We start from the raw sequence: 13,516 nt of genomic DNA, 5'->3' as shown, positions 1-13,516 counted from the left end.
ATTTACACGTGAACGCAGAGGACAGAAAAAACCTGAAGAAACGAAGTGTTCGCCTTTACCCCCAGATTTAAACCTTATAAAATTCATTCAATAAATCTGGGGATAACAGCGATCGGAAGGTTATTCTGTCATCGGAGTGGCAAGTGTAAATATGCCTTAGTTCAACCACCAAGGGAGACATTATAATGCAAATGATGATCGTAGACGATGAAGCACACTGGGTCGATAACCTGTCCATGACCAAGCCATGGCACACGCTGGGGATCGAACATGTGCATAAAGCATACTCGGCACACGAAGCACTACAAATGATCGACACCCACCCCATCGATATCGTGATCTCGGACATCCAGATGCCCGAAATGACAGGTATTGAACTAATTGAACGCATCCGCATCCGGGACAAAAAAATAAAATGTATCCTGTTATCCGGTTATTCCGAATTTGATTACGCCAAAAAAGCCATCCAGTTTGAGGCCGTAGACTATCTGCTGAAGCCGCCAACAGACGATGAATTAATGGGCGCTGTCCAGAAGGCCATTGATCAATTGAACAACGAATGGGAAATTGTCAGTTCACTGACACGAACGCAGTTTACGTTGCGAGAGAATCTCCCCCATTTGCGGGGACGACTGCTCCTAGGGGCGTTGCAAGGACAACGAATCGCCGCTGCGGAATGGGATCGGAAGCTCGCCAATTACGCTCTGCCCTTTCATACCGGGGATGCAGCATTAATGCTCGTACGGCTGGAAGAAGAATTCGGACACTATGACAGCAATGATCAGACCCTGATCGAATATGCGATCATCAATATGGCAGAAGAGATTATGGGTGAGTTTATGGAAGTGTGGGGCGTGAAAGAGGAGCACGGATATCTGGTGTTTTTGCTTCAGTTGAAAGATCGGAAAGGCGATATTGGCAAAGAAACCATTCTGGAGAAGCTATCAATTCAGCTTCAATCCAAAGTAAAACAGTTTCTGAAAGGCTCCCTCTCCATCGTTATCACCGAGTGGTTCACCTTTCCGGATCAGCTTTACGATCGCTTCCGTCAGGCTTCCGCCTATTTCCGGCAGATCGTTGGCGATGAACGCGAATTTGTCATGCGTGTCAGCGATGTCGAGACACCTGCGGCACAAGGTCCCTTGGACGTGCTGTACACCCCGCCCACCTTTATTAGTTTGCTAGAAAGCGGACAGTGGGATACCGCCGAAGAGAAAATACGCGCGGTCTGCGCAGAGCTGGATGAGAAATGGTCGGAATCCTGGGAGCATTGCATGGAAGCTGGTTTTCTCATTACAGCTTCGTTCACTAACATCGCCCATCGGAACAAGCTGACTCTGACCACCTTAATGGGCAATGATGTCGAGGATTTGCAAAGTGGGGAGGTTTTCGCTACCATCAGCAAACTGCGAAAATGGTCGCTCAGTGTGCTGGGCAAACTCAAGGAAGGCACGTCCAACGAGATCAAGGACATCCGTTCCGAGTATGTGAAGAAGATTCAGGATTTTACAGATAAGAACCTGCATCTGGATGTGTCTTTGCGTGTGCTCGCTGACCATGTCAATCTGCACCCGACCCATTTATCCAAAATCTATAAGATCGAAACGGGCGAAGGCATCAGTGATTATATCTCACGCCTGCGCATGGATCGGGCCTGTCACAAGCTGGTCACGACCACCAAAAAAGTGTACGAAATCAGCATGGAGATTGGCTATATGGACCCAGCTTATTTTATCAAAGTGTTCAAACGCCAGTTTGGCGTTACACCGCAAGAGTACCGAGACCAGCATAAATAACATGACTGAAAACCGATCTTTTTGCACATTCACTAATAGAGTCCTATCAAAACTAAAAAACTCATATAGATGCACTCCCGCACAAATTGGTACAGTTACACTGTAAAGATCATACACCGTAGGGGGATTGAACAATGATCAAAATCAAAAAAACATGGTGGTCACTGCTCATGGTTATCGCGCTCATCACGATCACTGCGTGCGGCAGTGGCGAGACAGCCAGTGACAATGGTAATAATACGCCGGGAACTGTCGGCTCAGCTGAAGCAGAGGCTGCTTTTGCTAAAGGAAAATATGATCCACCGATCGAGTTCAGTTCGGTATTAATGCCGAAGAAATACGTGCAAGGAGATACCAAAGAAAATAACGTGCACGATCGCTGGATGCTCGAAACGCTGGGTATGAAGCACAAAGATACTTGGTATCCGGCCAATGACGATCAATACAGACAAAAGCTGCAACTGGCTATCGCCTCTGGCGAAAAGCTGCCTGATTTCGTCACCGTACCCACCAATGCGGTACTGACTAATCAATTGATCGACTCCGGTCAATTCATCGCCATCGATGAGTTGTTCGACAAGTACGCGAGCCAGACCCTGAAAGATCACGCAGCAGCACATCCTGAACTGTGGTATCCGTTCACCAAGGATGGCAAGAAATACAACATGCCGATCATGGAGTACACCGATAACGACGATACACTGCTCTGGCTCCGCGAAGACTGGATGGAGAAGCTGAACCTGGAAGCGCCGAAAACCATTGCAGATCTTGAGAACATCATGGACAAATTCAAAAACGAAAACCCAGACGGTCTGTCTCCAGACAAAGTATTCCCTCTGGCGATCTCGCTGAAAAATAACACCAACACCTGGATGGGTCAGCTCGACTGGTTGTTCGGTGCATACGGCACAATCGAGGAGCAATGGAACAAAGACGCAAACGGCAACCTCGAGTACGGCTCCGTTAACCCAGGTGCCAAACAAGCCCTTGCCAAGCTGGCTGAATGGATGGATAAAGGTTATATCCACGCTGACTCCGCTCTGTGGGACGAAGGCAAATCCGCTGAAAGCTGGACAGCTGGCAAAGCGGGCATTCTGCCTGGCGCAAACTGGGTACCGGACTGGCCTGCACCTGACCTGCTGAAGAACGTACCTGGCTCAAAGTATAAAGCTTACCCTGTTCCAGCTGGCCCAGACGGCAAGATCGGTACGAAGTGGCAGAACTCTGGTGTCAACGCAAGTATCATGATCAACAAGGATGCGAAGCATCCAGAAGCCATCTTCCTGTACTACAACTACTTGCTCGATAACCTGGCTAACCCGGCTGCGGGCAGTGAGTATGAATACGGCTTTGCCAAAGGTTACGACTGGGATATCATTGACGGACAACCGACCAGTGACAAAGAGAAGATCAAAGACTTCTCCAACGAATTCCCTTTCCTGACCGGCCCAGCACGTATCCCGGATCTGTACATGAAAACACTCGTGAAGCTGGCCAACGGCGAGAAGCCTGAAACACCTTACGAGAAACAAATGGCCGAATTCCGTAAACCGGAAAACTGGTATGCAGGTAAAGTCGTGATGTCCCAGATCGACATCCGTAAACAAAACTATTTCACTGGCGCTGCAACACCAACCATGGTATCCAAATGGAACCTGCTCCGTCAGTCCGAGATGGAAACCTTCAACAAAATCATCTACGGCAATCTGCCAATCGATGCCTTTGACCAATTCGTCGCCAACTGGAAATCCAATGGCGGAGATCAGATCACGCAAGAAGTAAATGATTGGTTTAAATCGGTAAGTGCGAAATAAGAATTGAAGAAGTAACACTGGGCAAAATAAAAGAATTAAAAAACAAGCCGAAGCGTGCATTGCCATCGCTTCGGCTTGTTTTTCTATATCTAGTTAACCCAGCACTTTAAAATACGTGAACTTCAACAGAATCTGTGCCCATAACTCTTTTTCCATCTTTCTCTTCTGATCCGACCTCAATACCAATCTTTAATGACTCAGAGGGGAACATTCCCTTTTGATCCGGACTTAAATCGATCACAATCGTTCCAGTACCTCCGCCATTTGCTATGTAATTTCGTTCTCTCCCAATCTCAATCATCGTGCGCCATGAAGAGTCATCAGAATAATTCATCCAGGTGGATACATACTCAGCGGGCTTTAACTTCGATTGATGTTCAGGATAACTGCTGGTGATGCTGTAGACACTCCATCGATCAGGGATATAAAATGCAACACCACCCCAGTCAACGGGGTCAATCTCTACATGTGCTACTATTTTGATATGATCAATTCGCTCCTTCTCACCCTCAACAAATATCGACCCTTCTGTCATAGTCTTTAAATTCGTTGATTTGGCATCCAGATCAAAGTTTTTGACGTGAATGATCTTGCCATTAACCACTGGCTCATTTGCTTCATTTTTATTGGTATTCAAAAAAAGAAGAATAAACACAATCGCAATAAACATAAAAAGCACGATTAAGTATTTAGATCTTTTTTTCATAATAATCATACCTCGCTTTTACCCTTGTTTCTTTAAGCTTAACACATACTCAATGTGCTCCTTTCCTAAATTTAGAATTTGGAAAAGTAGAGCATTAAGGCCGGAGCGGAAGCGCTAAGTTCACGCTTCCGCTCCGGTTTTTAAGTTAAGATCGAGGTAGCTTCCCCTGACTTATGGGTTTGCCTTAGTGGATCAAGCCTCTGTCTCGGTCTCCTCTGGCATCGACTGACCCAGCAAGGATACTGTGAGCTGAATGCCATCTCGTAGTCCCTGCATATACAACCGCTCATTTTCTATGCCTTTGCTGACAATATAACGATTCTCCCACTCGATATATTCAGGTGTCTGCTTGACATCCTTACCTGCAAACAAAACTTCAAATGCTTCGTCTGTTCCCCCACGTACTCGACTCAGTTCAGGATCATGTTCAATCCGGGCAGTCACCTCATCTAGCCTTGCTTGAATCGCTCGTTGCATCCACGTTGGAAAATCCATTGCTTTTCCTCCCCTACGCATTATGTACCGTACTCATCATCGTACCACTCGGCTATGTCTCGCCTTCATCTCACTCACTTGGGCCACCAGTTCATCCACCCTCCGGCTCTGTTCCTGAACCTCAGGGTTCTCCCACAACGGAATCGCTTGCTTCAAGGATGCCTCACCAAGCTGATTAAGCTTGCGCCGTTCCTCTTCCAATAAGTCAAGCAACCGGCTCATACATGCACCTCTCTAGTGGGTCTAAACTGCGCCATGTCTTGTTAAGACTAGACGTGAGCAGTCATTTTAATGCGATTATCGGTTTATTTTATTTTAATTCGATATCCGCATTAAAACAACCATTATTTCTCATACAATTTGGTTGAAATGAGGGGTGTACATAATGAAGCATAGACAAGAACCACCTGGCGACAAAAACATCATCGGCTCCCGAGTCGTAGCTATTCGGAAAAGTAAAGGGATTAAACAACGAGAATTCCTCGCCAGACTGCAAACATTGGGTTTAGATATCAGTCAAACGAGTCTCTCACGATTGGAGGGGCAATATCGTCTTGTTCAGGATTATGAGGTGGTGATGATTGCTAAGGCTTTGGAGGTTTCTGTGGGTTATTTACTTGGGGAATTTAAGGATTGAAGAACGTACATTCAATAAAACGCGTTAATTTTTCATCAACCCCCCAATCAGTAACCTTCCCCCTCCTTTTGCACAAACATCAAAACATGTGAAGGAAGCTTTCCTGCAAACAGCACATGAACAAAAAAAGAGATCTTTAATAACTATGTCGCTTTAAGATGGAATACATTTACGCAATTAAACTGAGTACTGTGAAGAGATTTATTTGAAAGATGAGGTTAAAAGCTGTTTATAGGTTATAGGTATTTTAATTGATTTAACACTTACTGGAATAGCAGCACTCGCATCATCAGGAACACCAATCAAAACAATAATTCAGAAGATCGTTCTTATTCGAATGACAATAAGAAAAAACCACTAATGCAATTACGTATAATAACACTACATATGTACCAATGAGAAGAATGAGAAATGCAGTAAATAAAGATACATAGAAGTATAACCTTCATATTGTGGAAGATGGAGAAAAGTAAAGGCCGACATGTAATTCGGGCATATGAAGACTTTCCTGACCTTATAGCTAGTTATGGATGTTATCATGCAGCCAAGTACTCTAGTGTGTTTTATTACTATGATCTTGTAAATAATAAATTGATAAGAAAAAGGGTGGATTTCTATCCACCCTTTTTCTTATCAAGATTACATTAAATATGAACTTAATATCTATAGTCTTGATTTGAATTATCAAGGTAATTCAATATTGTTTATTTCTGCAAGTTGATTGATTCTTATTTTAATGAAGTTGTAGTCATTTTTTGTTTCCATGTATGCCCATTGCGATTTTAATTTACTTAATTCACTTTGAGATAAAACTTCAGACAAAACAACTATATCTTGTTCAAATTTGTATATTAACTTAACAGAAGTTAAGTTTTTATACAAATTAGTAGTAATCATAACGGCAATAATTAGAACTAATATAGTTTGAATTATCCATAAATATTTAATAGTTCTTTTCTTCCTTTTGGTTCTATTTGTATCAACATTGTAATCATTTAATTTATTTTTATCTTCAATAAATACAACATAATAACTCACTATTGAAACCGAGAAAATTAAACCGACGATCATCCCCGTGAGCATTGATATAACGTCATCTGTTACAGCATTTGTATTTTTCATTGCTGCAGTTAAGTACATTGAATCAGTATAATTTCTGAAAAATATAGAGATTAACCCATTCATAACCCAACCTGCTTTTGTTAACAACGGTTGGAAAACAATGAAGAAAATCATTGACCCCAATATGCCAGAGACTAAGCCAGCCTTTAATCCTTCGATCTTCAAAATATTACTCCTTTTCACTTATAATACTAAAGAAACTTTTTTTATTGTTATATTAGTGTATATATCAATGCTTGCTATGTCTCTTCAAAATCCATTTTTTCTTAAATTCAAATTACACTTTTCGTATTCTGTATTACCTCTGATTTAGCTTTTAAACGTGATACTTGTTGATACAAATGATCTGCTTCCTTACCTTCCTTCCTTTTAGCTAAATTCTCCATATCAATACCCCAATTTATATACGCTTCATGCATATCTGGATTAAATTCAACAGCCTTTTCATATTTCATAAAAGCTTGCTGAAACAAGACTTCCGCTTCCTTGCCTTCCTTACTCTCCGCCAAATCCCCTAACATACTCCCCCAGCTGAAGTACACTCCGTACAGGTCCGGTTTGATTTCAATGGACTTTTCGTATTTCTCAAAAGCTTCCTGATACAATTTCTCTCTTTCCTCGCCTTCCCGACCTTTTGCCAACTTTTTCAATGCAATACCCCAATTGTTATACGTTTCGTGTTTGTCTGGTTTGATTTCTATAGACTTCTCATATTTCTTAAAGGCTTGCTGATACAGTTTTTCTCTTTCTTTCCCTTCCCTACTTTCTGCTAATAGCTGTAAAGCATTTCCCCAATTGTTATACGATTCATGTTTGTCTGGTTTGATTTCTATAGACTTCTCATATTTCTCAAAGGCTCGCTGGAACAGTTTTTCTCTTTCTTTCCCTTTCCTACTTTTTGCTAATAGCTGTAAAGCAACTCCCCAGCAATGATACGCTTCATGTTTGTCCGGTTTGATTTCTATAGACTTTTCGTGTTTCTCAAAAGCTTGCTGATACAGTTTTTCTTTATCTTCTCCTTCCCTGCTTTCTGCTAAATTCTTCAAAGCAATTCCCCAATTATTATATGCTTCGTCTTTGTCTGGTTTGATTTCAATGGACTTCTCATATTTTTCGAAGGCTTGCTGATACAGTTTTTCTCTTTCCTCCCCTTCCCTGGTTTCTGCTAATTTTTCCAATGCAATGCCCCAATTGTTATACGCTTCGTGTTTTTCCGGTTTGATTTCTATAGACTTCTCATATTTCTCAAAGGCTTGCTGATACAGTTTTTCTCTTTCCTCCCCTTCCCTGCTTTCTGCTAAATTTTTCAAAGCAATTCCCCAACTATTATACGCTTCATGCTTGTCCGGTTTGATTTCTATAGACTTTTCGTGTTTCTCAAAAGCTTGCTGATACAGTTTTTCTCTCTCCTCCCCTTCTTTTCCTCTTGCTAAATTCTTTAAAGCAATTCCCCAGTTATTATATAATCCTGACATTAGCTCACGAAGCGTATTATCATTAGTTTCTTTAACTTTCTCTTCTATAATTGATATTTTTTCTTTGTCATAATCTTTGTCAATCATTAAATTAATTATTTCTTTTTTTAATTTATCTATATCAAACTCTACTATGTCTGAAACTGTAATAACGTCCCCCATCTCATACTGTTGTTTGGCTTCTGACACTTGTCGTTTGGCAATTTCTAAACGTTCTTTAACCCCTTGAAAATGCTCTTTTTCATCAATATCAACAATTTCTTGAAGCATTTCCAGTAAAGCAGTAAACGGTTTATCTACAATACGTGGCTGCTCTAATCCTAATTCGCTGTTGAGTTTCAACATAAATGAATCAGAGTCGTAACCTTTTATTAAAAAAGCATTAGTGTGCGGATCGGAAATAAATTTTTCTACCTGAGGTTTTGGACTCTCGTCATTATATGTAATCCAATAGAGGCTATTATCAAATCTACCCAATTTTTTAATATGCTCAAAAACTGGATCTTCACCGCTATAACCGATAAAAATCCAAGGTCTTTCATTTTTAATACTATCAAAGATACGAGGAATTATAGTTTTCACTTTACTCATCTCTTCAGGGGTATTCAGTAACCATAAACCATGACTTTGCCCATGAAGATAAACCACTGATTTTTCTTTAAAGGTTGTCGTTGTTAAATCTTTCAAAATCGCCATATCATATGTTGAAGGAAATATATTAAACATTGCTAAAGCCCTCAACATCAGATTATCGAAGTTTACAGTTAATATATAATCTACAAAGCCTTCTTGCAATAATTGTGCCAAATAAATGTGTGTAACATTTATTTTTGCTTTATCAATGTACCCTTTTAATAGTTCATTTCGTTCGTGTGGTGTAAGACAATTCATCAAGCTTGCATATGTTCTTTGTTTTTCGTCTAAATCTTTAACAAAAGGACTATTAGGATGCTTCTTCAATATATCATTAATAATTTCTTGAGTTAGTGGTATGTTGCCAGAACGCGATGCTCCAGCACCTAAAAAGAAGATCGGTTGAGGTTTATCATTTTCTTTTGCTTCTTTCAATAAATATGCTAAATGTTCTATTGTCAACTCTTGCATCTATTATATTCTCCTTTAATTTAGGGTTACGTTTATATTCAATTCATGTAAACCATAATATCACACGTATATGATAACGCATATTTTTACAATTGCGAAGGAAAATTTAACGAAAAAGGAAGATTCAATAAAAAACTCAATCTCTTATATAAAAGGTCCAGCGGACTTTGAATACACTGGTACATTTTTCCTAACATTCATCCTTGCTGATCTGTACCGTTTCCAGAAAATGAGTGGCGAAGGAGTGTCTCAGAGCATGAATACTTACCTTTTTCACAATTCCTGTACGTCGTCTTGCTTCTATAAAACCTTCTGAACGCTCCGCTCGATAAGTGTCGATCAGAGGATTTTCCTGGAAACAGCCATTTATTTCTGCACGATAGCCCAGGCGAGAGTTTAAAGTGGCGTCCTCCGATCCTTTTATCCCTTTCCCTGTCTCACGAGGAGTGTTTTCCTTTCAATATTCAGATTTTGCAACGCAGACGAAAAATTCACCTACACTAAGCCGGAAGAATAGCTCAGAAAGCATTCGACCTGATTACAATACGTTTTGATCCTTTTAAGGATGTGTCCTCGTAACTTTTACGCCTTTTGTAACGGTTCTTTGATCAATTGGTTGTTTATTTACTACCATTTCATACGGAACAATCTACTTACAGATAACGGAAAATACTGCTAAAATAAAACGGATGATACAGTTATTTTCATACAACAGTATTGTTAGTAGTACAAACATAAGGATGGGATTTATTTGAATAACAAGAAGCGTCATCACACTTTGTATTCTAGTCATATTGGGTTTTCTGAGATGGGACAACCTTGATTCCAGCGGAGACATTAGTTATAAGTATGATCGATGGGCAGGTCAGAAATGGGTAGAGTTCTATCCGCCGCTAGCTGCTTCATCCAACAGCATGGAGTTTCCACTTATATATAGGGATGAAATAAATCAAAATGATATAGATAAATATTTAGGAAAACAAGCTCTCTCTGGAGAGTTAGTGAACAAGTGGATTGAACGAACAAAGTTAACGGACGGATACATAGGTCTATTATTATTGAATATTCTAGTGGTCATTTACAGTTCTATTAAATTATTTATTTTGATAGACAAAAAATAGGATGCTCTTCATCCCCCTTCAATATGCCGAGGCACAAGTTGCCAAAAGACGGACGTACTAACACAAAGACAGCAGTCCTCGATAAGGAACTGCTGCCTTTACTCCTTCTAATTTATCCCACTTAATACCAATTATATATGAGTCATCCGCGAGCCATTGTAATGCTTTGAATATCTATATTCAGCGTTTAATCTTCTAAACATACAAATTCCACCCCACAACAAAAGCAGCCAATATAGCAGCCGAGATGCCAGACATGATGTACATCACCTTTTGCTTTTTGCTGTGACTATTCTTACGCAGTTTGTACATAAGCAAACCAAGATACACCACTGCTAGAACCACATAAAGTAGATTAAACATTAAATTGATCCGTAACGAAGAATAACCAGGATAATTTGGAAAACTAATCTTCGTCTGTATGATGAAAAGATTAAGAAGGAGCACCACACCTGCAAAGTTAATAGCAAGATGATATTTATTAAAATTGGTGGTAGGCTTTCCTCGTTTATTTCGTTTGTTAAGAAGCATCTGGATTACATAGCCGATCAAAGCAATTAAAGTGAAAATGGCGGCAAACAAAGCAGGAATAAAAGATATTTTAATCAAGTTCACCTTTACATTCGATACAGGCAAATAATCAATGTAAGGAGTAAAGGAAATTTTCTCAACAACACCATTATGCTCGACAACGTTATAAGAACTACTTAATTCAGCTTTTGTGAATTTCTTTATATCAAGGGCAGTAAATAAATTAGTAAATTTAGATGCTGCCCGTCGTGCGGACTGAAAATATCCTCCCCCCTCCGAAGTAATTCTATTAGAATTGACGTTAGCACCAAAAATCTCTTTAGTAAGTCCGTAATAATAAATTTCCTCAAAAGACTGGTTTGTCATGACCACCATCCCAAATTTAGATTCGGGATCAAAGACAAGTTTACTGGAGAATCCTTTCAAATTCCCCTCGTGCATCAGTGTAGGCACCCAGTATTCCATCTCAACGAACCCATGCGCAAATCGCGGAGTAGAAGTCCCGTCATAATATAGACTTGTTGACAACATTTCGTTTAACGTATCCCTGTTCTTAAATAATACATTGCTATCATCCACAGGCATCAACGCTGCAAGGAATTTGCCTAAATCTTCTGCTGTCCCAATCGCTGCCCCAGCAGGATAAAATGTTAAGTATACTCTGTTCTCAGGGATCAGTTTCAAATCTTTTGTATACCCTTCAATCTCATTTCTTCTATGTACTAGGTCTGGATGATCTTGCCCCGTTGGATGAATTGAAGTGTCATTCATATGAAGCGGTTCGAAAATATGTTGATCGACATATTCATAAAAAGGTTGGCCACTTATCACTTCCACGATGTAACCAGCTAGACCAACGCCGTAGTTCGAATAACCCACTATGCTATTCGGTTTATAGATCTGTTTTGGCTCATATTTACGCAACGTTTCTCCTAATTCTAACGTTTCATTCTCAGAGTAATAAAACACCTCGGCCGCTGTTTGATCTTCCCAACCCACATTGTGATGCATCAGGTTCATTAGGGTAATCGGTTCATCGTATTTCAGCTTTTTGAAGAATCCCTCTGGCAGATATTCTTGGATATCCGTCTCCAAATCAAGCTTTCCTTGTTCGACAAGCTGCATCACACTCGTATAGACCAACAGTTTCGAGATGGAAGCCCATTCAAAAACAGTAGAGGTATCCGCCTTTCGCTGATTTTCAATATCCGCGTAACCATATGCCTTATTCACAATGGTTTCACCGTCTTTGATAGCCACAACCGAAACGGCAGCAGTGTACTTCTCATACGAGGCAACATAAGCATCAATCGTTTCCTCTAACTTGGATAAAGGAATCCTGGATGGTGTAGTCTCAACCTGTTTCTCTTCAGCGTGGGCAGGTATCGCTATTGCCATAATGATAAATATGAATGACAGAACACAAGCGATTACTTTGTTAACCGTGTGATATCCACGATTCATCTGCATTAGCTTCTCTCCTTTTATATTAAATGTTAATTACATCTCTTGTTTTCGAGTATGCGTTTTCAAAAGAGTCCATATGACTCCAATTTTTTTTCAAATGCAATTACAATCCATCTAGGAGAGAGGCCGAAGAATCTCACCTTTCCAATTAACAATGTTTATTTCTTTATCTTTCAAGAGACACCAATCAATGATTTCACCTATCCATTTTGGCGTGATGATCTCATCGCTCCATTGCGGTGTTAATACTCTTCTGTATCCTATATATTCTGTTGTCCAGCCTTCGAATTCTTCTCCGATGATGACTATAAATGGGGTCTTGTTCTTAATACTATGTTGTCCCACTTCATAAGTGACAATTAACTTCTTATCCTCAGAAACGATATGTAATTTGATTTTCCCTTCATCGTCTATATCCGGTTCAACATACCAATAAAATAATCGATTGGAGCAAACGATTTTACGTTTATATTTTTTTCTTACGCCCATAACCCACCTCACATATTCCTTTTTTCTTTGTTCTCCGTATTTGGTCAGTTATCTAAGACACAGCTAGAATAGCTTTGGGATATATTATTAAAATCACACTAAGATTAAGTAGTAGTAGTTTTATAGAAATCAATTACTCTATCAAAGATCTCGCTCTCTCGTTTTTTTATGTCCGGTAATGTCTCGCAATGCTTTACAATATGATGTATATTATCTGCTACAGTCTCTGCTTTATGAATCCCTACATATCCTGGTACCAGTTCATTAAGATATTGGAAGTATCTCATTTGAAGTTCAATCATGCGCAGATGTTTGTCAAAATTTCTTCTGGATCTTGTCTGATCCATCTCCTTTCGCTTGCGCAGCTCATCTTCTTCAGCCCAGAATAGTACATAAGCATCCTGTAATGATATTTCATTCTCCAATAATTTCTTTCTAAAGAAGTTTGCTGTTTCATCTAATGATAGGTGCTCAGAACCATATATCCAGCTGTACCAAATCTTAAATACATCGCCATCCAAAATCACATACTCATGTTGTTGATTCTTCTCATATGCTATATGCCATCTATCGATTTGTCTCTCCAGCAACCACATCATAAGTTCCTTACCGTCAAGTTGAGGAGATTCAAAAAGAAGCCCTGTTTCTGGAACAATAAATGCATCATATTGTGTAGCGAACTGCTGACAAGTGGTACTTTTACCTACAGAACTGGCACCTTCGATACAAATTATCGTCATTCAATTACCTCCAGATATC

General features: G+C 39.9%; 11 protein-coding genes. 3 read left to right on the top strand and 8 right to left on the bottom strand.

What is annotated here, in order from left to right; translation table 11 throughout:
- Positions 1–185: 185 nt before the first annotated feature.
- Both MKY95_RS08400 and MKY95_RS08395 read left to right on the top strand, forming a co-directional pair.
- The gene (locus MKY95_RS08400) at positions 186–1,796 is read left to right on the top strand and encodes a response regulator (protein WP_339198147.1); all 1,611 of its coding nucleotides are present in this window, start codon (positions 186–188) and stop codon (positions 1,794–1,796) included.
- A gap of 134 nt (positions 1,797–1,930) precedes the next feature.
- The gene (locus MKY95_RS08395) at positions 1,931–3,610 is read left to right on the top strand and encodes an ABC transporter substrate-binding protein (protein ID WP_339198144.1); all 1,680 of its coding nucleotides are present in this window, start codon (positions 1,931–1,933) and stop codon (positions 3,608–3,610) included.
- A 106-nt stretch (positions 3,611–3,716) separates the two neighbouring features.
- On the opposite strand, the gene MKY95_RS08390 is transcribed toward MKY95_RS08395, so the two are convergent.
- The 3 genes from MKY95_RS08390 to MKY95_RS08380 form a co-directional block, all read right to left on the bottom strand.
- Positions 3,717–4,316, bottom strand: a complete 600-nt coding sequence (locus MKY95_RS08390; RefSeq protein WP_339198142.1) for a hypothetical protein — start codon at positions 4,314–4,316, stop codon at positions 3,717–3,719.
- Positions 4,317–4,508: 192 nt separating this feature from the next.
- Positions 4,509–4,811 (bottom strand): hypothetical protein, encoded by a 303-nt coding sequence (locus MKY95_RS08385; protein ID WP_339198139.1) that lies wholly within the window; start codon positions 4,809–4,811, stop codon positions 4,509–4,511.
- A gap of 36 nt (positions 4,812–4,847) precedes the next feature.
- A complete protein-coding gene (locus tag MKY95_RS08380; protein ID WP_339198137.1) occupies positions 4,848–5,033 on the bottom strand; it encodes an aspartyl-phosphate phosphatase Spo0E family protein in 186 nt (61 codons plus the stop codon).
- A 163-nt stretch (positions 5,034–5,196) separates the two neighbouring features.
- Between MKY95_RS08380 and MKY95_RS08375 the strand changes: the two genes are divergently transcribed.
- Positions 5,197–5,448, top strand: coding sequence for a helix-turn-helix transcriptional regulator (locus tag MKY95_RS08375; RefSeq protein WP_339198135.1), 252 nt, complete (start codon positions 5,197–5,199; stop codon positions 5,446–5,448).
- Between the two features lie 684 nt (positions 5,449–6,132).
- On the opposite strand, the gene MKY95_RS08370 is transcribed toward MKY95_RS08375, so the two are convergent.
- The 5 genes from MKY95_RS08370 to MKY95_RS08350 all read right to left on the bottom strand — a co-directional run bounded on the left by MKY95_RS08370 (position 6,133) and on the right by MKY95_RS08350 (position 13,497).
- The gene (locus MKY95_RS08370) at positions 6,133–6,735 is read right to left on the bottom strand and encodes a hypothetical protein (protein WP_339198132.1); all 603 of its coding nucleotides are present in this window, start codon (positions 6,733–6,735) and stop codon (positions 6,133–6,135) included.
- Positions 6,736–6,842: 107 nt separating this feature from the next.
- Positions 6,843–9,149 (bottom strand): SIR2 family protein, encoded by a 2,307-nt coding sequence (locus MKY95_RS08365; protein ID WP_339198130.1) that lies wholly within the window; start codon positions 9,147–9,149, stop codon positions 6,843–6,845.
- Between the two features lie 1,316 nt (positions 9,150–10,465).
- Positions 10,466–12,271, bottom strand: a complete 1,806-nt coding sequence (locus MKY95_RS08360) for a serine hydrolase domain-containing protein (RefSeq protein WP_339198128.1) — start codon at positions 12,269–12,271, stop codon at positions 10,466–10,468.
- Between the two features lie 111 nt (positions 12,272–12,382).
- Positions 12,383–12,757 carry a hypothetical protein gene (locus MKY95_RS08355; protein WP_339198125.1) on the bottom strand — a complete coding sequence of 125 codons (375 nt, stop codon included), beginning with the start codon at positions 12,755–12,757 and terminating at the stop codon, positions 12,383–12,385.
- Between the two features lie 104 nt (positions 12,758–12,861).
- Positions 12,862–13,497 carry an AAA family ATPase gene (locus MKY95_RS08350; protein ID WP_339198122.1) on the bottom strand — a complete coding sequence of 212 codons (636 nt, stop codon included), beginning with the start codon at positions 13,495–13,497 and terminating at the stop codon, positions 12,862–12,864.
- Positions 13,498–13,516: the final 19 nt, after the last annotated feature.

The organism is Paenibacillus sp. FSL P4-0176, from assembly GCF_037975265.1.
GTDB lineage: Bacteria > Bacillota > Bacilli > Paenibacillales > Paenibacillaceae > Paenibacillus > Paenibacillus amylolyticus.
This window is presented reverse-complemented; position numbering and strand designations above follow the sequence as displayed.